Genomic DNA, 22058 nt, shown 5'->3' with positions numbered 1-22058 from the left:
CAACTATTAAATCCTTTAAAGAGGCTACACTTAAGGGATTTAAAAAGGATATAAGTTACCTAAATTTAAATTAGAATAATTCTGTCATTTTCAATTTTAGCTCTGCCGGCTTCTATCAACAGAGATATCCCCAGCTTCATTCTCTCTAATACAATTGATCCGGTTCTGGCGTATCCAAATACCTTAGCTGTTTCCCTAACTAAATCCATTTCAGGAAGACTTATCTGTTGATTTAAGACTTTCTCAACTGCGTTTAATACTTCAACTATAGGAAGTTCATCAGCATTTCTTTTTGTACCATCCTCGGCATATACTCTAAAATCTGAATATTTCTCCGGATCCTGATTTTCTTTCCAAAAGCAGTAATCTTCACTATTATCAATTGTGAATTTAAGTTTTGCTGCCTCAATTAACTGATCGAACCTAACCTGAAGCCTTCCGCCCATTCTTGATATTCCCCAGATTTCTAAAATCCGTCTTCCGAGTAATGATTTTAAAATAGGAGCTTCAGTTTCTACAATTTCTTTCAGTTGTCCTATAATTTTAAAGGTATTCCCATAATCTAAAAATTCTTCAGATTGCGAGTAAGGTGATTTTGCCAAATTTGATTTTTTGTACACAGACAAATCAACTGCTGGAACATCATCATGCTCGACTAATTTTTGAGTGGAATTGGCTGCCTCAATATAATCATTTGAATAAGATTTAATGGCAGAGGATTCTTGAGGAGTAGATAAAGTAGCAGCTTTTCTATCCATCAAGTCATTCAGCAAAGCCATAATTTTATTTCCTTCCCTTACTGGAAATTCCCACCATTCTAATGACCAGACTTTATGAATATTCCAACCCAATAATTCCAGCACATTCTGTTGGACTAGAAGCCTATCAATCGAGCTTTTTGAACTTTTATGCGCCTTGGCATCCAGAACGATCCCTAAAATATATTCCTGGCTATTTTCAGGGTTTACCACTGCTACATCTACTTTAAAACCCGATGCTCCAACTGAAATATCCACATCGTATCCATGATTTCTTAGGTAACTCGCAACAGAACCGGCCAACGGACTTCCCTTTCCTTGAAAGGATTTATTGGATTTAGCGGGAAGCGAAATCCTGCCCTTTTCGGCAAAGCCCAAGAAGGCTTTTAGACCGGCCACACCTTCTGCTTTCGATCTGTTTAGATTTATCTGGTCCGCTTTTAATGTAGAAAAAATAATCATTTCATATCTGGCTCTAGATACTGCTACATTAAGCCTTCTCCAGCCACCATCCCTGTTTAGTGGCCCAAAGTTAAGTGCTACATATCCTGCTTGATCCGGTCCATAACAAACTGAGAACAATATGATGTCCCGTTCATCTCCCTGAACATTCTCAAGATTTTTAATAAAATAGGGTTCATTAAATTGAATGGCAAGCTCTTCCAGTTCAGGCTTTTCCCGGAAACGCTCCATAAGTAAATCCTCAATCAATGTTTGCTGGGCTGAACTAAATGTCACAACCCCTAAGCTTTTCCGTTCCCCTTTGGGGACTTGAAGCCTCTTTTCAATTTCATTGACAATGGCTAACGCTTCCGCTTTGTTTTGCCGGGTCTTCCCTCTATCATAAATCCCGTCGACATGTACCATTTTCACACGGGAAGCAAGATCATCAGGGGAAGGAAAAGTAAATAGAGAATTTTCATAAAACTTTACATTACTAAAAGAAATCAGGCTCTCATGCTTTGAGCGATAGTGCCATCTCAATTGCTTACTTGGCACACTTAGTGCCTCACAGTCGTCCAAAATACTTTCCAAATCTTCATTCTGATCTTCATCATCAAAGTGCATGGATGAAAAAAAGTTGGTCGGAGGCATTTGTTTAGGATCTCCCACCACGATCAACTGTTTACCTCTTGCGATAGTGCCTACTGCTTCACAGGTCGGTATTTGAGAAGCTTCATCAAATATGACCAAATCAAAAGGATCTTGCTGGATTTCCACATATTGGGCCACCGAGATAGGGCTCATCAACATACATGGGGTGATTCTGGGCAATAAGTGGGGGACTTGTTTAAAGAGCTGCCTTATACTTTGCCCTCTGCCATTGCTTCTTATCGCACGTTGTAATATCCCGGTTTCTGAGTTGGATGAGCTTTCCCTACTAAAATCAGGCATTTTTGCCGCGAGATGAGAAAACAGGACTTCTTTAGTTAGAAATGAAAATTTGGTATTCAGTCTTTTGAATTCCTCTATCCTGGCATCAAATGCTTCACCTGAAAATACTGAAAGTTCTGGGCTTTCCTGAAGCGACCTTAGTGCCATGGCGTGAAATACTCCCTTTAAAATTGACTTACTGATGGTCTCATGGGGAATATCTCCTGACTCCAATTCATCAATTGCTTTACCTAAATAATATCGATCAGCTTTTCCCTTTATGACAGTCCATGCATGCCATTCTTTTAGTTTATCTATATTGGTTTGCCAATTTCTTATGAGTGATATTCCTTCATCCTCATCCAAATGAAGATTGAATGGTATCTCCCTACCAATTTTTTTCTGAACTTGGTTAATTTTTTCTTGGTCTTCTTTTGCTGCTCGAATAGCTGAGGTTAATAGCTCTTTAAAATTTTGTGTTTTCAGAAGAGACTTCAACCTTTTTCGTGTTCTTACAGCAACTGCCTCTTCACTAGTTATAGCTACAAGATTTTCTTCTAATTTTATAAAAAGGTCTCCTCCTTCAATAAGGGTTTCAATATCCTGGTTAACTTGTAAAGAATAGCCTTTACAGAAAGTTTCAAGGAAAGGGGTATGCTCCTTAAGAGTATTATCTCTTTCCTGAAACGCTTTTATTTGGTTTAATAATTGGGGAACATCTTCGCTGCTTATTTTCCTGCCATCGGAATAGGACTGCAGATAAATCTTAATTTTCCTCTGACCAAAAAACTTGGGAATAAACCATTCCTGTGATTTGATCTTCCATGTTCTGAGAAAATCACCCGCTCCTATCTCAAATACTGAGGTTTCAAAGTTGTTTTTGAAGTCTTCTCGTACCTGATTATTTTCCATAGCTAATTCCAAAAGCGGGTTAAGTTGCTTTTGAAAGGATTTGAAATCATCTATGTCAAAGAACGTATCGGGCAAATCAGGAAGTTGTAAAAGTAAATCAGCTATCCTAATTAGGTTTTGCTTTTCCTTATTGCCTAAGGTAGGTTCAAACCCCAAATAACTAATGAGACTTTTTACGTCCTTAACAAGTGCTGATCTACTTTCAATGGCATCAGAAAAAAGTTCTTTGAGTTCATCCCGGGTTGTGGGGGAATAATTATTAAGTTGAATACCAAATAATGGATGTTCTTTGGTTGGGCCTTCAGCAATGATGGCCGCTTTTTCAAGTTGTTGTATAAAATCTTCAAAAGATGAAATACCTTCTTTGGTCAATTCATCGACAAATTTATCCTCTGCTACGAAATGACCTGGAATATTTTCATATTTAATAAAATTAGATAGGACTTCAAACAGAGTGAAACCATGATACTCCTTTCGGTGAAGTTTTTTATAAACAGTGTCTATTTCATTTTTTAGAATATTGATTTTATTTGATTCCAATTCAAAATCTTCAGGAGATTTTCCTCGTGTAATTTCTGTTGATCGCTTTAACTGGGCAAGAACTTCAGCTTTTCTAGCCTTATTTGAATGAAGCTCTAAACAAAAGGGATGAAGACCAATGCTTTGAAGCCTTGAATAAACCACGGAAAGAGCGGCCATCTTTTCAGCTACGAACAAGACTCTTTTACCTTGATATAGTGCATTGGCTATAATATTAGTGATGGTTTGGGATTTTCCCGTGCCGGGAGGACCATGTAAAATAAAACTATTTCCTTCCATAGATGCACAGACAGCTTCAAGTTGGGAACTGTCTGCTGCTATAGGTAAAAGTACATCCGACGGTTTATAATGAGTGTCCAAATTATCCAACTCCAAAACCTCCAAAGCATTATCCAGTTTACCTTCTAACAACCCTCTTACAACCGGGTTCTTTTTAAGGTATTCTGTATGAGAATGGATATCATTCCAAAGAATAAATTTGTTGAACGAAAAGGTGCCTAAAAAGAACTGCTCCTCAATATCCCATCTTGGCATATTCATGATGGCCTGCCTCAAAATACTAAATATCGCTTGTACATCCACTCCAGATTCATCCTGTGGAAGCTTATCCAATCCGGAAATGCTTAACTGGAAATCCTGTCGAAGTTTTTCCAGCAGTGTAATGTTCATAACGGTCTCTTCCTCTCTTCCACGGATGATATATCCCACTCTTGCGGATCTTCGAATAATTTCCACGGGGATCAATAAAATTGGGGCAAAGCGGGGCCTTTCACTACGGTTACTCTCATACCATCTTAAAAGTCCTACCGCTAAATAAAGCGTGTTCGCCCCATTTTCCTCCATGGAGTGTCGGGCATTACGGTACAGGTAGGTTAGCCTATGGTGCAGTTCATCTTCTGAAAGATAAGCTCTCAGCCTTTTTTGTGCGAACTCCTTATTGACCAGCTCAGCCAATGGCGAGTTCGATGAATATGCCCGGTAGATACCTTCGTCGCGAAGCGAATTTTCCCAGTCCTTGGGTTTATGTAATATCTGAAATTCCTGTCCTTCAAAGAGGGCATCTTCAAGTTCTCCTATTGGTACGTCGATAAACTGTACAGAAGATCTTGTCAGCCTTAAATTGAGTAAATTGTTACGAAGGCTAAGGTCGAGCAGTTTTCGTTCCCAAAGTTTTTGCTTACCATGATCGATATGTTCTACATGTTGTATCCTGGGGCCAGCTTTGATTTCTTTTGGAGCGGTATAATCGATTTCTTTGGGTTGGAAAGATGTGTCTTCAATTAAATCGAGTCCGTTATCATTAAACTTTCTTTGGGGAAGAGGATAGATTTCGGAAGAGCGACTACGTTTGACATCAACGAAATAATTGAATTTCCCCAAGTCTTGAAAGTGGGTATTGACGCTTTCTACAGCCTGGTCAAATGTAAATTGATTTCCTTCATTCATGCAGGTCGCTTCCAATAGCAATATTTCATCAATTCCAGCAGCCATTCGTTTGGTGAGCAGGGATGGGTCATCATTTACCGAATCAGGAAACGTTTCATTGATCAGCCAAGCTCCTACAAATGCATGTCCCTCTATCAGAACAATAATGGGATTTAGGCCAACATTTTCTAATGCAGCAGCGTAGAGCAGGGACATATCCAGACAATTTCCGATTCGGTTGGTCAGTAAACTATCTGCGAGGCGAATCCGTTGCCCCATTTTCCCAAAACTGGCAGGAGCTATATTGTATAAAATATTCTGTGTTTTAATGGCTGCATAAATGGACGCCATCTGTGTTTTGACCCTGTTAGGATTATGGGATTGGTATTCGTCAAAAGCAGATGAATCCGACCATTTTTTTAAATAACTGGCAGCAGAATGGGTGATGGCATTAAGTTCCGGAATATTGGGCAGTACAAAGGAACTCAGCATCTCGGGCAAAACCGAACCGCCCAGCCACTGATCCAATGCAAAAAGTTCGATATCATATTTATGTTCGAACAGGACTTCTTCACCTATTGTGATCTTCACCCACCATGTTTCTCTTATTTTCTCGGTCAAAGAAGCGAAAAATTTCCCATCCAACCTTATTCTGACCTCAGTGATGTCCAACTCGGATTCCGCTTGGATGACATCTATCTCGGAGTCATAAGGGTCTGCAAATTCATCTGATGGGATGATAGACAGCTTCAAATCTTCTAATTCAATAAGTGAATTATTTGTGATCAGAAGATTTGTGATTACCGGGACATGGTTTTGATAAAGCGCATAGTTCAGTCCGGGAAGGTGGTTTACTTCTACTTTAAGTTGAATATCTGTTGAAAGCATTGCGAAATGAAAATGTGTAGAGGATATAGTATAGTCTAATGAAAACTGAAGTAGTTTTAATAAATAGCTAGGCAATTAAACGTTCTGATCCAGTAAGGCTTTGTTATGTTCCTTTTGGGTAGTTTAAGTAGCAAAAGAAAGTTTGGTATATTACATTTATCCATGATAGATAAATGAAAAATAAACGAAACATTAAGTAAATAAAAGAAAGTTTTAAGTGCAAATATAAAATATTATTTGCGCAATAAAAATACCCTAAATTGGGTATTTTTTATAAGGGACTGATTTATTAACTTAGCATATTGCTCAAAAAACACGAACTCACTACTAACCTCTGTAATAATGAATTTATTGCCTTTATCCTTACAATTTACTTTCCCGTTTATCTTATTTTTTTCACTATTCTTGATTGGTTCCATTAAAAACAGGTGTGAATATCTACTGTAAAAAGGATTCTGAACCAATATGGATTTCATCCGATTTATAAAAGCCAGCAACCGATACTGTACTTTTCCAGGTAGAGATATTACCTGATTTTCGGGATAAAATGTAACAAAATATTAGCAATAAATTAACCGAAATTAATATTTAATGAAAGTATACAAATTTGTTATTCACGAGATCGGAAAAGAAAAGAATATTAATGAGGCCAGGCCGACATATTCTGATTCATTGAATAGAATAAACCAAAATATAGAAGATTTAGTTGAAAAGCTTAATAAAGGCTTTAAGCGAGATGAACGTGTAGTTAGAACTGAATTCGACGATAGTTTTACTTACATATTCCAAAATGAATTCGGGAATTATGTATGCTCAAAAACAGATGGGCAGTTTTTTAGATTTTCGATGGAAACTATTAAAGAAATGGTGAAAATCATCCAAGGTGTCCCATTTGCTACGGGAGGGTATTTTGTTTATACAGAGTATTCATTAAATGATTCTAATACCTACGTAGGAATATTTCTTGTTAGAGACACTGAAGGAGTGATTTTTAACAAAAGAGAAGATGGAAAATTTACTGTCAATAAAACGATGGTAATTAATACCGAAAAACTTGCTATGGCGGCTAAAATATCATTACAAGACTTTGAGAAAAAGAATGATCGTTATTTAAATTTAGCCCAACCAAATACAGGAACGGTCTCTAATTATTTTGGTGAAAATTGGATCGGTGCAAAGCTTGTAGAAAAAAATAATATCTATACGGAATCATTTTTAAAGCTAATTAAAATAGTTGAATTGCCTATAAATAATGAGACTTCTCAGAAATATGAAATAGATTCTTTTAGAGAAGAGGTATTTAAATTTATCGAAGGAAATGGTAAAGTTGTTAGATTAAATGAAATAGGAGATAGGTTTTGGGGAAATCCGGAATATTTGGTTGATATAGTAGAGGAAAATAATTTAGATATTAGCAACGAATTTAAGGCTACCTCTAAAATCAATTACCTTAAGAAGTATGAAATAAAATCAGGAAAATTAAAAGTGGGATTTTCTTTAGGTGATGTAAATTCTGGTCGAGTAAGAATTGAGGAAGACGATAAAATCATTATTGAATACAAACCTCTTAGAAATAAACTGGATAAATTGAATTTGATAAGTAAGGATAATTAACAATGTCTAAACAGGTTTTTGAAAGGATTTTTGCTGATGAAAATCAATTTTCATATGATTTAGAAAATGAAATAATAAGTTTCGAACTTAAGCCAGACGTTTCTGAGGATTACGGTTTTGAATATTCAAATGGTGTTTATTTACTAGATAAGAATTCTTTACCTTTTACAGTTTTTTTTTCGTTTGAAGAATTTAATTTGAAATTATCTGGTAAGACCTTTCAGAATGATTTTTACTTGCTTCATGAAGAACAACAAAAATTGGTGTGTAGTTATGAAAAAGAGACCGAAAAATTAGCCATTTCAACAGACCAAATAAAAGAAAATGATATAGTAGCAACTAAGAAATACTTTGAGTCATTAAATTGTTTTTTTGATCTTAACTCTATTGATATAGGGATTGTAGATTATATTGATAAGTCAAAACGAGAACTAGTACTAATTTCCCCTTCATATAATAAACCTTTTAAAATAAAGTATCAAGATAAAGGAATTGTATTAAAAGATGTTCCTGTTGATATTACATCATTTGATTTTGATAGGATAAGGGAAGTTTTTGATGAAAAAAATAAAAATTATAAGACTTTTTTCAAAAAATCACTTTTAGATACAATTAATAAATATGAAATTCGGAATTTCGAAGATATATTTAAGAGAATTCCTGCAATTTTAACAGAAGCCAATTTAAATTTTGAGGTTTATTTAAATGAATTGTCAATATCAAAAATTAAAGAAGAGTATGATGAATACAAAAAGAAATATTTTGAAGAGCAAAGTACAATATTAGGGAGGTTAACAGGACAAGTTTTAGCTATACCTATATCATTAGCCGGTGTTGCTTTCGCAATTTACCGATTAGAGGGGAATTTTAGTGCGATTTTAATAGTCAATCTTGCCTTGGTAGTATTCGGAGGATTCTTAACGTCGTTTTTAAGCATTTATTTTTCAGATTTGATTAGGGTACAGAAAATTGTCAATAAAGATTTTGAAGCTCTGTCCCAAAATGACTTTTTCAAAAATCATGGTGACGAAATATTACATTTTGAAGAAACCAAATCTTGGATAACTAATAGATCTAGGCAAATTCAAATTAGATTGAAATCCTTTTATATTTCTCTATGGCTGTTTATAGGATTAATATTTGGCGGTTCAACATTTGAAGTTTTTAATGCTACTCAAAGTATTATTTTTTTTTTGGCCGTTTTACTTTTGCTGATTTTCACAGTCCAACCTTGGGTTTTTAAAGAAGAAGAACCGGACCTTAATTAAAAAATCTACAAATATGGCCCAATGACCTCCGGAATACTTCCCGAACCTTTGGGGCAGTTGATTTCCGGAATCTCTTGCCCGCTTTCAGTGTAAACACTAGCCCAGTGAAAAATTCGAAGAAATTAGAGGTTTTTAAGTTTATCCATTCTTTGTGATATATACTTTTTATGACTGATAGCCTCTTTATCTGTTATTTTGTCAAACATCGTTGCAAAATCTGAGAAGCTTAGCTTGAAGGCTTTCAGAATCAGAAAAATAGTTTTAGTGTTCGGAAGAGATTTACAATATAGAATGTCTGTAACTGTTGCTTTTCTGACCCCCAATTCACTTGCTAATGAACTTTCATTATATACAGCAAGATCCTTTTGCGTCCTATAAAGTAATTTGTTGTTATAGAGACAGTTGTAAACTATAAGGCATAACTTTACTTTGATTAAGTCAATATCTTCCTTTTCCATGATGAAAGAAAAAAAATGATAAATAAAATGTGTTACGGTATAGCGTAATTGTCTATTTTTTTATACATTGCATTTGTATAGATAAATATTGATTTGGAATTGAATTAAGGTGATTTAACGAGCCTCGCCGCAAAACCTGACAGTTTATTCCTGAGCGAGCGTAAGTGAGTTGCCCCGCATTCTTATATTTGTAAAAATATAGGGTGGGCACTCCTTATGTCTATAGTTCAGGGCTATCTCTTTTAGATAGTGGTTTGTCAGACCATGCGACTTTAGACAATGTAGGGAGATGTCTGCCCTTATTTGTATAGCTGGCTCATAATGATAAAGGGACATTATGGACAATTTTTCCAGAACATATTTAAAAGTTAAGGCTTCTTCCTTCTATAATTTTGGAAAATTGTCAAACTATTTATTGTCTAATAATACTTTATTAGAAACTCAAGGAGAGGTAACTGCTTACGATATCGTCTTTCGTAGAAAACCCAAGAATCCTATTTAACCTAACCTATAAAGGTGGACGGTTTGATCTGCTGTCAATCCTGTCCGTTATTATCCCACTTTATCCTTGTCTGCTTTTCGGCAAGTGATTTTTGGCTGCCCTTGGGGTAGCTACACGTTGCTGATGACTTATCCGGTCGCCCGGGATACCGGAAGTAAAGCAGCAAATAATCAATTTCTTACACCCCGTAGAAAGTTGGAGCACAAAAGAATTATGGATTATCCACCTTTTGCATTGATCCAGTTCGATAACTGTCTTTTTCCACTGCTGTGGAATGCTATATTGGCAATTAGGACATCCTTATCGAAATGCTGTCAAAGGTGACTCCCAGAGTGGTTCTGACTACTGCCAGATAGCGTCGAAGAGAGATGCCAAACAAAGGATGGCCACAGTCGTCCTGGAATTCCGCTTTGCAAATTACGTCAGCTCATCCTTTCTACACAACCCTAATAAAGCATGAAAATAAGAACTTATTTATGCTTCCTGGCATTGCTATGCCTTTTGGGAAGCAGATCCTATAGCCAAGTTGCCTCACCCCCTGCCACCGGGAAGGTGCCTGCTGGTGCCCCGGTGGTGGTTTACGGGGAGTTGGTTTCCGTGGACGGTCCCGAAAATGTGGAGCTGACCGTCATGGAAGATTACCTCCATTCCAGGCCCATTGTACCCAATCCTGTTATAATGGATACCCTGCCCGTTTCCGGTGAATTTTATGATGGGATTGCCGCAGAACATACCTACAAATTCCGGTTCAAGATTGATCCGATTGTCCATCCAGGATACCTCAAGTTGCAGGTAGGAGACCGCAAATTGTTGGAGGATTACCTGGTCTTTCCCGGGGACAGTGTGAAGATCAAAGTTGACCGGGAGGAAAACCATATCCTTTTTGCTGGTCCCGATGCATTGCGCTACCGGGTCAGGCGGGACATGGACCTTGCCCGAAAGGCTGTTGAATTCGACCGGCCCCTGGTGTTCAACACACCTAAAAAGGAAGAGCTGCTTTCCGATGGCGACAACCGAAGGGTGTTCGAAACGGCCAACCGTGAGTTTGGGGGAAAAGTTGTCTTTGTGGAAAACAGGCGGGAAACACTTGATAAACTTTTTGCCGGTATCAGGGCAGGCTGGCAAAGTGATCCTGCCTGGAAGGTCCTGCACCATTACGAAAAGGAGCTTTCACCGTTGGAGTTTGAAATGTTGAAAGCTGACCTGATCGGCCATTATTACCTGGGCAAGCTGGCCCAGTTCCGCAAGACCTTTTTCAGCTATCCCGGAGACATTCCCAAAGCCGAACTGGTTTCCCTGTTTACCGACCATTTGGAGGAAATCCCGCTGGATGAAGTGGATATCGAGGTGGCCAACCTGTCGATGGGCTATCTCGCATACCAGTTGGAATACTGTATTACCAGGGCCCTGGTAACGGAAACTTCCTTTAACAGCACGGTGCGCAAGCTGCATTCGGGAGCTTTCAAGGACAGGCTGATGGCCGCTTATGTATCCCAATACTATAAAAGGTTGCCCAACAGGGAGTCCGCCCTGCAAGCGGCACTTGAAGAGGTGGAGGCCAGTCCATGGAAGGAACGTCTGGTAGCCTTGACCGAAAAGCTGGGAGAAGGCCGGAAGATCAGGGATGTTGACATGATCGGTCCAAACGGCAAAGAGGTGCCCCTATTGGGGGCCAGTGGGCAATACAAGCTGCTGTACTTTTGGTTTTCCGGCTGTGGGGCAAGCGGTAAATACCATGAGGAAGTCATAAAGGAACTGGAGGACAGGGACGGCGTGGACCTTTCCATCCTGTCCATCTCCTTTGACAAGGACCCCATACGATGGAAGCAGAGTATCCAAGAGGGGATTTATACCAACAAGGGACTTGAAAACCTCTGGGCAGGGGCAAAAGGAAAATCCTGGATGGATTTCTATGAGATCAGGAGTTCGCCCTATGTTATCCTGCTTTCGCCGGAAGGAGAAATTATCCGCTTTGGCAGCTTTGGCAGGACCTACGGTGAACAGGTAGGCAATATCATTTCGGCCATTGATAGCCATAAAAGTGAAAATACCATGGCCCATCGATAATTACCATTTAAACCAAGAACACATGAAATACCAAATACTGCTTTTGTTGGTCTGGCTGTCCATGGGAACGGGTTCCCTATTTGGCCAGACAACCGAGAAATTCAAAGTGGAAGGAGCCGTACTGGACGAACATGGCCTGCAGGGCATTCCCGGAGCTTCCATTATCCTGAAAGAGACCAAAAAGGGAACGGTCAGCAATGAAGAAGGGATGTTTTCCTTTTTTGCCGGAGAAGGAAAACTCCACATTTCAGTATCCATGCTGGGCTATGAAAAAAGGGAGATCGAGATAGATGTACCCGTTTCCGGTCCACTGAAGATCCTGCTTTCCGAGAAAAGTACGGAACTGGAGACCGCAGAGGTGGTCTCCACGGGTTTCCAGGAACTGTCAAAAGAGCGTACCACCGGATCGTTCAGCACACTGGACGACACCGAAATCAACCGACGGGTAAGCACTGGCGTGCTTGACAGGCTGGAAAACATGGTGCCCGGACTGGTAGTGAACAGGGACATCGGTGTAGGGGAGAGCATCAGCATACGGGGAACCGGTTCGCTCTTTGCCGAGAACAGCCCCCTGATCGTAGTGGACAACATGGTCTTTGAAGGTGACCCCAACAATATCAACCCCAATGATGTGGCCTCCATGACCGTACTGAAGGATGCTGCTGCGGCATCCATCTGGGGGGCAAGGGCCGGGAACGGGGTCATTGTCATCACCACCAAGTCCGGACAGTTCAACCAAAATACCCAAGTGGATTTCAATGCCAATACCACCTGGGTACAGCAGGAGGATCCCTTTTACCGTTCCCAGATGCCAATCAGTGATTTTGTGGACGTTGAGCGGTACCTTTTTGAGGACGGCTTTTATGACAGCCGTATCAACAGTTCCAGCAACAGCCTGGTATCCCCGGTGGTGGAAACCCTCCATGCCCACAGGGAAGGGCTGATCGGCGAGGCAGAAATGGAAAGCCGGTTGGCGGGATTTGCTTCCTCGGATGTGAGGGATGACCTTTCCGAATACATTTACCGTCCGGCAATAAGGCAACAATACTCCCTTGCCGTAAGGGGAGGAGGGGAGCATTCCCGCTACCAATATTCCATGGGCTACGACCATAACCGAAACGGGACGGTGGCCAATAAGGACAGCCGCTTGACCTTTTCTGCAAAACAGGGCTGGAAATTATGGAAAGACCGGCTGGATATCGGTGTGGGCGGCTATTATGTGCAGAACAGGTCAGAAAACGGAAGTCCCGCCATAGCCATGGCCGGTCCCTACGACAGGTTGGCCGATGGTGCCGGGAATCCCCTGCCCGTTTACCGCGACTACAGTGCCCGCTTCAAGGAAAGCCTGGAAGGCTCGGGACTACTGGACTGGGAGTATGTGCCCTTGGACGAAATCGGTATGGCCCCTTCCATCGGAAAGCAACAGGACCTGCGGTTCAATGTTGATATTGGCATAAAGCTGCTTCCCCAATTGAAAGGAACCGTGCGCTATCAATACCGGAATATCCAGTCCACCGACCGCAGGGTGCATCCGGAAGAAAGTTATTTAGCAAGGGACCTGGTCAACCAGTTTACCCAGATCGAAGGGGATGGATCGCTTATAAGGCCAGTGCCTGTGGGAGGCATCATGGACCGTTCTGCCAGCAACGGGATCGGCCAGGATTTGCGGGGGCAGCTGGACTACCACCAGCTTTTTGGAACAGACCACCGGCTGACCGGGCTTGTGGGGATTGAAATCAGGGATTTTGGGACAGAAGGGAACGGGGACCGCTATTACGGTTACAATGATGAAAGGGGCACAGATGTGCCCGTGGACTATGCGAACAGCTATCCCCGGCTGCACAATGGCTACAACGCCAGTATTCCCTATATGGCCAGTCATACGGGGACACTCGACCGGTTTGCCTCCGTATTCGGCAATGCCGCCTATGAATACAAGGGCAAATATTTGCTGAACGGAAGTGTAAGGAAGGATGCCTCCAACCTTTTCGGGGTAGATGCCAACCAGCGGGGGGTGCCCTTATGGTCAGCGGGGCTTGGATGGATCCTCAGTGAGGAAGGCTTTATGCAAAGCAATTGGCTGGACTTCCTGAAGCTCCGTGCCACCTATGGCTATAACGGAAACATCGACAAGTCGGTATCGGCCTACACCACGGGGAGGTTTATGGCAGGAGCGTACAACCGGCTGACGGGCCTGCCCTCCGTATTTATCGACAACCCACCCAACCCGGACCTGCGTTGGGAGAAGATCAGGATCACCAATTTCGGGCTGGACTTTGCAAGCAGGGGCGGAACAGTCAGTGGGAGCGTGGAGTTTTACCTTAAGGAAGGCATTGACCTGATCGGCACGCGCCCTTATCCGGCCTCTTCCGGCATACGGACGTTCAGGGGAAATTATGCCGACACTCGGGCGCATGGCCTGGATATTGACCTGACCAGCCGAAACCTGGGTGGCAAACTAAAGTGGAGTACCACCTTACTGCATACCTATGTTTCCGAAAAGGTGACCGGCTATGAGGCCGAACCGACGGTCAACAGCCTGGTATCCTATGGGGTCAGCTCTTCCAGTCCCCAGCCGCTGGAGGGATATCCGCTGCGGGGAATTTTCAGCTATCCCTGGGCGGGGCTCGATCCCGATACGGGCGATCCCAGGGGGCTGTTGGATGGGGAACCCAGTACCGAATATGCCGAAATCATCGGGAGCACCGCTACGGAAGACCTGGTCTATCACGGGCCTGCAAGGCCTGTCCATTCCGGGGCCCTCCGCAATGACCTGTCATGGAAAAACCTTTCCCTCTCCGTGAACATCACCTATAGGCTGGGTTATTATTTCAAAAGACCCTATGTTAATTATTACCAGTTGCTGCGTGGGGATATTACCCACGGTGATTATAGCAATAGGTGGCAGCAGCCGGGAGATGAACAGTTTACCGATATCCCGTCCATGGGGGAGAGTGCCGACTATCAAAGGAACCGGTTTTATTCCCAGTCTTCGGCGATCGTGGAGAAGGGTGACCATATCCGCCTACAGGATATCCGGTTGTCCTATCGGATGGAGCCTGGGAACAGCTATTTCTCGCACCTGGAAATCTATACCTATGCCAACAACCTGGGCATTATCTGGAAAGCAAGCGACAGGGTGAAAGATCCCGATTTTCTGGACAACAGGTCGCTTTCAAGCATTTCACTGGGCCTGAACGTGACTTTCTGAACAGATAAGGATTAATTGACCATGTATAAAAAGGAATGGCGGTGTTTCCTTTTGGACAATCCCAAACCATAAAAAACGATGGACATATAATCCGGAACAGGCCCTGACCGTCCACTTTCTTCATATGTAAACCATACATTATCACGGGCGGGAAAAGTTTCCATACGGGAAACCGGGCCATGTTCCGGATTTCATAAGGCCCAGGTCGGATTACAGTTACCTTAAAATCGAAAAAAAATGAAAAATCACTATAAATACCCCATCTTCATCATGATCATCAGCATCGTACACCTTTTGAGCTCCTGCGAGGAGTTTTTGGATGCCAAGCCGGACAAGGCCTTGGTGGTGCCCAGTACCCTGGACGACTTACAGGGCGTTATGGATGCCATGAACCGTAATACCAACTCGGTTCCCCATATTGGGCTGGTTTCCAGCGACGATATGTTGCTGTCCCCATCAGTACTGGACAACCTTTCCGAGCAGCAACAGGCTGCCTATACCTGGGAAAAAGAAATATTTACCCCGGCACAGCCCTATTCTTCTGACTGGGCAACTCCCTACCAGCAGGTTTTTTTGGCCAATGTGGTGCTGGATGGGCTAAAGGATCATGTTCCCATGGATACAGATGAAGAGCTTCGTGCAAGGCATATCAAGGGCAGGGCCCTGTTTATGAGGGGACACGCCTATACCCAATTGATGGAAATCTTTACAAGACCCTATGAGCCTGGGGGACATGATCCATTGGGACTTCCCCTGAAGGGCAGCTCGGACGTGAACAAGCTTCCCCGAAGGTCAACGGTTCCCGAACTGGTGGACCGGATATTGGCAGACCTCCGGGAAGCCTCTTCGTTACTGCCCGATAAGGCGGAATATTCCACAAGGGGATCCAAATGGGCGGCAGAAAGCCTATTGGCCCGGTTCAGTTTGGTGCTGGGGGATTATGAAAAAGCCTACGGGCATGCCGGGAACGCCATGGCCATAGGCGATGGGCTTATCGATTTTTCAGGGCTCGATCCCTCGGCACCATACCCAATAGGAGAACTGAACCCTGAAACGATATACTATGCCACTCTTCCCAGCGGTCGGTACACCACAAGCAACATGACTTATGTCGCCCCAGAGCTTTACGCCCTGTACGGAGAAGGGGATTTTAGAAAATCCGTATTTTTTGAGCCTGGGGAAGAGGACGGCTTTTATAGTTTCAAGGGCAGTTTTACCGGAGGATACCTGTTTTTTGGCGGGATCAGTACAGGGGAACTGGTGCTGACCTTTGCAGAGGGAGCGGCCAGGACAGGAAGGCTGGAAGAAGCACAGGATGCCCTGAACATTTTCCTGGAGCACAGGATGGCACCGGGTTCATATGTCCCCGTGAACATTGCCGATGAGGATGGGCTGTTGGAGATAATCCTGGAAGAAAGGAGAAAGGAGCTGCTTTTCCGGAACATTCGGTGGATGGACCTGAGAAGGCTTAACAGGGAAGAAAAATGGAGTGTCACCCTTACAAGGACGGTAAATGGTGAGGAAATTGTCCTGCCCCCTGGGGATTCCCGTTATACTTTCCCGTTGCCTCCCGAGGAAACAGAATTGAACGGTCTTGAGCAGAATCCCAGATAATAAGAAAAGGGAGTCCCACGCGGGGCTCCCTTTACCATTTTAAGTTCATTTGCTTAAAGCTTAGTCCTCATGAACGGGCAATTCCCCGTTCTGGATGAATTCGCCGGTTTTGATCTCCGTTCCCGATGGATTTGGTTGATCCCTAGTGCAGGTTTCCATTTCGCCATCGCATTGATAGGTGTCCTCACCGGGAACCTCATTGGTCAGATCGAACCAAGTTCCGGGATTATTGGGGTCTTGTGCATATTCCCCTACCATTTCACGCGGCATGTTGAATGCAAATGCCGCTGTAGCTGCGAGTGCCAAAGCCAGCACCGGCAGCCTTTTTATTAACTTTTTCATCACTTTTTCATTTTGTATGGCGTTGGTTAGCCATGGTTAAACATTAAATTAAGTTGCCTTTGGTCCCCAACAATTGGGTTATTGGGAACGTATCCAAAAGCGATGGACAGCTTTTGAAAAGTGTTTTCCGGGGCTGTCCTTTCCCGCTACCGTCAAGTGTTTGCCCGGTCTCCCAAACTTCCGGACATGGGAGAGACGGTAGTTTTGCCGGTACCGTTGCGCAGCGGTACCAGCGGTATTATGATATTTTATCTTCATGAATTGTATTTTTATTGCTGATCATCTGGCCATCCACACGCTCCATCCAAAGTGCCGCTATTCCAAGGCATAGCAATGCACTATTGAAATAGAAATGCCCGGGCCATCCCATAGCTTCTATAAAACCGGCACAGTTGCAGGGGACACGGTCAAAGACATTCCACCAGATCAATCCTACATAGGTAGTGAATACGGAAAGCAACAGGACCGATCCCATTAACCCCCACCATCTAAGTGGTTTTGCCGCCAATGCGAAGGCCAGCAGCAGTTCGGTTATGGGGATCCCGTAAGCCAACATATCTGCCAGCGAAAATGGAAAAGGCTGGTTGTGAAATGCCTTATAGGACACCTGCCAGTTGATCAGTTTTTCCAATCCCGTAAAGGTCCAGATTACCAGGAAAAGGATGACGGTCACCAAAGTGAAGATTGCTTTTAGTTTGGTTTGATTTTCTTTCGACTGTATCCTTTTGCTCATCACTGTTTTCCCATTGTTGATTTGTTGGTATTGAAGTTATGATGGTAATTGGTTAAAAGTCAATGTTTTGTATCTGAATTTTTAAAATGTCCCACTACAATGTGGACATTGTCCCAATTACCTTTTAATTTTTTAAATTTTTCCTTCAAAAATTTGACTTAAATAACTTTCCAAAACTAGATTGGAACCAAGCAAGGAGAAATTAACCGGTTGCTGCACAGTCCTCTACGATTTTGGGCAATTGGCAAAGGCCACGTTTTTCGGCCATTTTTATAACAGTCAGGTTGCTGACCATAAACTTTGATGACATGGATAAACTAACTAATCTGAAACTGCTCAAAACCCAATTGGATGGTATCTTACGGGTGGATTGGGACAACTATTTAAAATTACAGGACCTGGTTTCCTTCCAACGTTACAAAAAGCGGCGGATCATCAGGACTTCAGGTGTAACGGAGAGAAACTGTTACCTGGTCATGGAAGGGCTCGTGGGCATGAATATCAATGAAGGACTGGTAAAGGTTTTTCCCCAGAAACACCTGGTCATGGACAGGGCCAACAGGGCATTGGAAAGATCAAGTCCCTATGCGTTGGAAGCACTGGAAGAAACCCTGGTGGTATTTATGGATACGGATTCCGAACAGAAGATGCTGGAAAGTATTCCTGCCTTCGGACCACTGTCAAAGGCCCTTTACAACCAGTTTGATGAACTGGACAGGTTTTTTGAAAGCATTAAATCATTGCCCCTGGAACAGGCCGTTCCCCGGTTCCGGGAAACCCTGGAGGGGCTTGAAAAAAGGCTTCCCAAAAGGAGGTTTGCCCAATTATTGGGAAAGTCGCCCAAAACCATTTCACGTTTTGAAGAAAAATTCAACAATGGGAAAATGGATTGGCCATTCCTTAAAAAATTGGGTGTAGCCCCCAGTATCCACCCCAACAGTAGGATGATCAGGCATAAAGTACGGAGCTGGGTGGACTACTATCCTTTGTTGGCGGATCCTGATGGCGTGAAAAAAATGCAGCAGCTTAACCTTCCTTTTCTAATAGTACGCGCATTTCCAATGGGCAAGGAGGACAGGGTAGAATGGGCCGGAAAACTGATGGCCTTATTGACTGCCATAGACCTGTTCATGTACCATTTCCATTATGGTGAAGGGCCTTTCTACTGGGAAAAGGTCAAAAGGGGCTTCCATAATATTCTGGAAGGCAGGGGGAATTCTTCCAATGTCCCCAGGTTGAACGCTTACTTTTCTGCCCTGAAGGACCTTATGGAACTTGCTGGATCCTGGATGACCGATAAGGAACTGGAAATGGTCGTCGTCATCTTAAAAAGCTACCTGAAGGAAAGGGAATGGAGAGCAGGAAGCCATATGGCAAAGGATAAATCCGATATGCTCGATTACAGGGCATATAGGGCGAAGTTTTCAGAGGGAAGGTTAGGAATGGCCTGTTTGAAAATAGTCCATAGGGAACTGTGGGAAAGTATCCATAAGTACCGCAAGGACCTGGAAACATTTATGGAATTGGCCATTAGCCTTATCATTATCTCCAATGAAATGATGGTGGGAAAGACCAAGGTCTTTGGGGACCTTCCCCATAACTATGTCAACTTGGAAGTGAGGTTGGGCAAGGTGTTCATGGATGCTGTTCTTGAGGGGTTAAGGGACTCCTTTGAAAAGGTCCATGACCAAATGGAGCAATGTAAAAAAGAAAACTTTGGAAATATTGAAGGTCCTGCAAAGCAAGAAGTGGCGGAATTTTTACGGTTGGTCGAGCAACAGGTAATGGCCTGGCCAGAATGGTACGGTAAGGTCCTATCCAAAAAAACAACAAACTAAAAACTGAACCAGCGATGATCCTTGAACAATATGCACATCAACTGAAAAAGGAATTGGAAAATGATCTTTCCCTGATCAGCCTTCAGGGCAGGGACAAACTGATCCAACTGGAATCGGCCTTCCAACATACCGAGCAGGTGCTGGGGAAGTTGAACGGGTTTGTTTGTACATACACCTTTGACGGCCAAGAGGAGGAGATCCATTTCTTCAAAAGGATAAAGCCCCGGTTCCAGTCCGAGTCCATCTACTATGCCGAGCTGTTTATCCTGGAATCCAACCGTCCGCTGACCGGTAAACAGGCACAAAGAGACTATTTTTTGGAGGAGCAGCGAAGTCTCAAGGGCTATATGGACCGACACCGTGCCCTGTACAATTATATGCTGCTCGACCAGCGCCACTTTGATACGCAGTATTTTCTCCGTAGGGCCAGGAGCGACGTGAGCTTGCCCCACGGATACCACAGCACCATCGACAACCGCTGCTGTACGGTGCACAGCATCCAGGTGAGTACGTTGCAGGCAGTCCTACGGATCAACCAATATATGCAGGAAATGCTGCAGGAACTGGACGGGGTAAAAAGTCCCGCACAGCCCCCTTCCAAGCTAAAGTGGACCGCCCAGAAAGTCCAGTTGGTCGAGCTGATCTACGCCCTAAAAGTGTGCAACGTGTTCAACAACGGGGAGATCGGCATCAAAGAGCTTGCCCGGAACCTGGAGCAAATCCTTGGGACCAAAATAGGGGACATCTACCGCATCTTCCAGGAAATCCGTATCCGGAAAAAGGGAAGGACCGTGTTTTTGGACAACCTGAGGGAGAAATTGGAGGGGTATATGGAGGAGGGGGATGGGATGGGGTAATGGATAAGCTTTCATATTTTTAATAGGATATGAATTTTTATGATTATCCGCAATCATGTCGATTTGGATAAAGTGCTGCAATCCCCAAGGTATCCATATGGGAAGTGCTATAATGGGTAAATAGAAGATGTTGCTGGAACACCGAGGAGACCTCATAGGAGTGTCCTGACTTTATCTCATTGTATTGGAGCAAAGCTAATTAGTAATGATAGGGAATTGTTTAAACACTTTTCGTGAAATTCACTGACTTTGTAATATGGCGAAAGAGAAAGATGATATCACCCGGCAGATAGAAAACTTCAAACGTAAGTTGAAGTCACAAATGCCAAAGGTAAGGAAGGAAATTAAGGTATATGAAAAGAACGTAGCTATGGGAATCCGAAACAAACATCCCCAAATAGCGCCCCAATTTAAATAATTCATGCCTCAACTTTTAGTAATCGCCGGATGTAATGGAGCAGGCAAATCTTCTTTTTCACAAGGTTTATCTCCTGATGCGGTAGAGGTGTTTGATTATGACAAGCATTTTTTGCGTATTTACCAATCGTTAATCCCTTCTGAATTTCAAGAAACAATGGCACATAATATGGCTTTTGGGGAGTTGGAAAAGCAAATCCAAGAGGCCATAGATCAGTGTCAATCATTTTCTTATGAAACTAATTTCAACTCTACTCCATTAAATTGGCCAGTAGTCTTTAAAAAGAATCAATATGAGGTGAATATGATCTATTTCTGTTTGGATTCCATTGCCGAGGCAAAGAAAAGGGTGGCCATAAGAGTGGAAAATAATGGACATTATGTTCCCGATTTTGAGATAGAGAAAAGGTTCAGAGAGGGATATGCCAATTTGGTACCTTGACGATGAGGGTTACTGGCGGGAAACATCTGCTTTTTTTGGTATTCCCATAGGTGCCGGATTACATGAACTGAATAACTTATAAATATTTCACCCCAGTAGGGGACAACTGGTGAATTTTTTATTCCGGCCTTTTTGAGATTTGACCCATCATCAAACCAAAAAAGGATATGCCGGAATGGATCACGTTCAGCCCAGGCTTCTGGTCAGCATTGGCCGGAATCCTTCTCCTGTATTATTTGATCGTGCTAGCGGTCCTGTACGGTCCCTTTTTTCTGGCCAAAAGAAAAAAGCGCCTACAGGTACACTTCACACCTCCGGAGAATGAACCCCTGTGCCGTGCATTCCAGGAGTATGCCAAAATCCATGCTGGCCTTGATCCTCCAAGGTTCAAAAAGGGCAAACTGCTCATTCCTTCCCATATCCAATTGGACATGCTTGCAAAAGAACCCTTCTGCCAGGTGGTGGAAAGGGAAAACGCTAAACCTTCACAACATGACAAACAACCAATTCAGTAAAGGGCTGTTGGCCCTGTTGCTGACAGGGATTTCCCTGTCGGTATTCGGACAGGACGGCAATGCCGGTATTATGGAGGCCACCACCAAGGTGCGCAGCTACTTCCAGTCTGGCGTGAACCTGATGTATGCCATCGGTGCCATCGTCGGGCTGATCGGCGCAGTGAAAGTGTTCAACAAGTGGAATTCAGGGGAACCGGACACCGGAAAGGTGGCCGCCGCTTGGTTCGGCAGCTGCGTGTTTTTGGTCATCGTGGCCACCGTACTCACCAGCTTCTTTGGTTGA

The 22058-nt window shown here is 43.0% G+C and carries 15 protein-coding genes; 10 read left to right on the top strand and 5 right to left on the bottom strand.

Going from position 1 to position 22058, the window contains the following annotated elements; genetic code table 11:
* Nucleotides 1-65: 65 nt before the first annotated feature.
* Nucleotides 66-5897, bottom strand: coding sequence for a DUF3320 domain-containing protein (locus FDP09_RS19995; protein ID WP_137404349.1), 5832 nt, complete (start codon nt 5895-5897; stop codon nt 66-68).
* A 591-nt stretch (nt 5898-6488) separates the two neighbouring features.
* Between FDP09_RS19995 and FDP09_RS19990 the strand changes: the two genes are divergently transcribed.
* Both FDP09_RS19990 and FDP09_RS19985 read left to right on the top strand, forming a co-directional pair.
* On the top strand, nt 6489-7511 hold the full coding sequence (locus tag FDP09_RS19990; RefSeq protein ID WP_137404348.1) for a nucleoid-associated protein: 1023 nt from the start codon (nt 6489-6491) through the stop codon (nt 7509-7511).
* A gap of 2 nt (nt 7512-7513) precedes the next feature.
* The gene (locus FDP09_RS19985) at nt 7514-8779 is read left to right on the top strand and encodes a hypothetical protein (protein ID WP_137404347.1); all 1266 of its coding nucleotides are present in this window, start codon (nt 7514-7516) and stop codon (nt 8777-8779) included.
* A gap of 122 nt (nt 8780-8901) precedes the next feature.
* Here FDP09_RS19985 and FDP09_RS19980 read toward each other — a convergent pair whose 3' ends face one another.
* On the bottom strand, nt 8902-9237 hold the full coding sequence (locus tag FDP09_RS19980) for a hypothetical protein (RefSeq protein ID WP_137404346.1): 336 nt from the start codon (nt 9235-9237) through the stop codon (nt 8902-8904).
* Nucleotides 9238-10195: 958 nt separating this feature from the next.
* On the opposite strand from FDP09_RS19980, the gene FDP09_RS19975 reads away from it, so the two are divergent.
* The 3 genes from FDP09_RS19975 (at nt 10196) to FDP09_RS19965 (ending at nt 16631) form a co-directional block, all read left to right on the top strand.
* Complete coding sequence (locus tag FDP09_RS19975) at nt 10196-11806, top strand: TlpA family protein disulfide reductase (protein WP_137404345.1); 1611 nt, start codon at nt 10196-10198, stop codon at nt 11804-11806.
* A gap of 22 nt (nt 11807-11828) precedes the next feature.
* On the top strand, nt 11829-15017 hold the full coding sequence (locus FDP09_RS19970) for a SusC/RagA family TonB-linked outer membrane protein (protein WP_137404344.1): 3189 nt from the start codon (nt 11829-11831) through the stop codon (nt 15015-15017).
* Nucleotides 15018-15254: 237 nt separating this feature from the next.
* Nucleotides 15255-16631 carry a RagB/SusD family nutrient uptake outer membrane protein gene (locus FDP09_RS19965; RefSeq protein WP_137404343.1) on the top strand — a complete coding sequence of 459 codons (1377 nt, stop codon included), beginning with the start codon at nt 15255-15257 and terminating at the stop codon, nt 16629-16631.
* 60 nt (nt 16632-16691) lie between these two features.
* On the opposite strand, the gene FDP09_RS19960 is transcribed toward FDP09_RS19965, so the two are convergent.
* The 3 genes from FDP09_RS19960 to FDP09_RS19950 form a co-directional block, all read right to left on the bottom strand.
* Nucleotides 16692-16973: a DUF6520 family protein gene (locus tag FDP09_RS19960; protein ID WP_137404342.1), complete on the bottom strand. Its 282-nt coding sequence runs from the start codon at nt 16971-16973 to the stop codon at nt 16692-16694.
* A 78-nt stretch (nt 16974-17051) separates the two neighbouring features.
* Complete coding sequence (locus tag FDP09_RS19955; protein WP_137404341.1) at nt 17052-17231, bottom strand: hypothetical protein; 180 nt, start codon at nt 17229-17231, stop codon at nt 17052-17054.
* The gene (locus tag FDP09_RS19950; RefSeq protein WP_187328723.1) at nt 17212-17706 is read right to left on the bottom strand and encodes a MauE/DoxX family redox-associated membrane protein; all 495 of its coding nucleotides are present in this window, start codon (nt 17704-17706) and stop codon (nt 17212-17214) included. Before FDP09_RS19950 ends, FDP09_RS19955 begins: the two co-directional genes overlap by 20 nt.
* Nucleotides 17707-18014: 308 nt before the next feature.
* Between FDP09_RS19950 and FDP09_RS19945 the strand changes: the two genes are divergently transcribed.
* The 5 genes from FDP09_RS19945 (at nt 18015) to FDP09_RS19925 (ending at nt 22058) form a co-directional block, all read left to right on the top strand.
* Nucleotides 18015-19544 (top strand): cyclic nucleotide-binding domain-containing protein, encoded by a 1530-nt coding sequence (locus tag FDP09_RS19945; protein ID WP_137404340.1) that lies wholly within the window; start codon nt 18015-18017, stop codon nt 19542-19544.
* Nucleotides 19545-19558: 14 nt separating this feature from the next.
* Nucleotides 19559-20401 carry an RteC domain-containing protein gene (locus FDP09_RS19940; protein WP_137404339.1) on the top strand — a complete coding sequence of 281 codons (843 nt, stop codon included), beginning with the start codon at nt 19559-19561 and terminating at the stop codon, nt 20399-20401.
* 256 nt (nt 20402-20657) lie between these two features.
* Nucleotides 20658-20819 (top strand): hypothetical protein, encoded by a 162-nt coding sequence (locus FDP09_RS23880; RefSeq protein WP_187328722.1) that lies wholly within the window; start codon nt 20658-20660, stop codon nt 20817-20819.
* 3 nt (nt 20820-20822) lie between these two features.
* Nucleotides 20823-21260, top strand: a complete 438-nt coding sequence (locus tag FDP09_RS19935) for a hypothetical protein (protein WP_137404338.1) — start codon at nt 20823-20825, stop codon at nt 21258-21260.
* Between the two features lie 492 nt (nt 21261-21752).
* The gene (locus FDP09_RS19925; RefSeq protein WP_137404336.1) at nt 21753-22058 is read left to right on the top strand and encodes a DUF4134 domain-containing protein; all 306 of its coding nucleotides are present in this window, start codon (nt 21753-21755) and stop codon (nt 22056-22058) included.

Origin of the sequence: Echinicola rosea (genome assembly GCF_005281475.1) — a bacterium.
Classification (GTDB): domain Bacteria; phylum Bacteroidota; class Bacteroidia; order Cytophagales; family Cyclobacteriaceae; genus Echinicola; species Echinicola rosea.
This window is presented reverse-complemented; position numbering and strand designations above follow the sequence as displayed.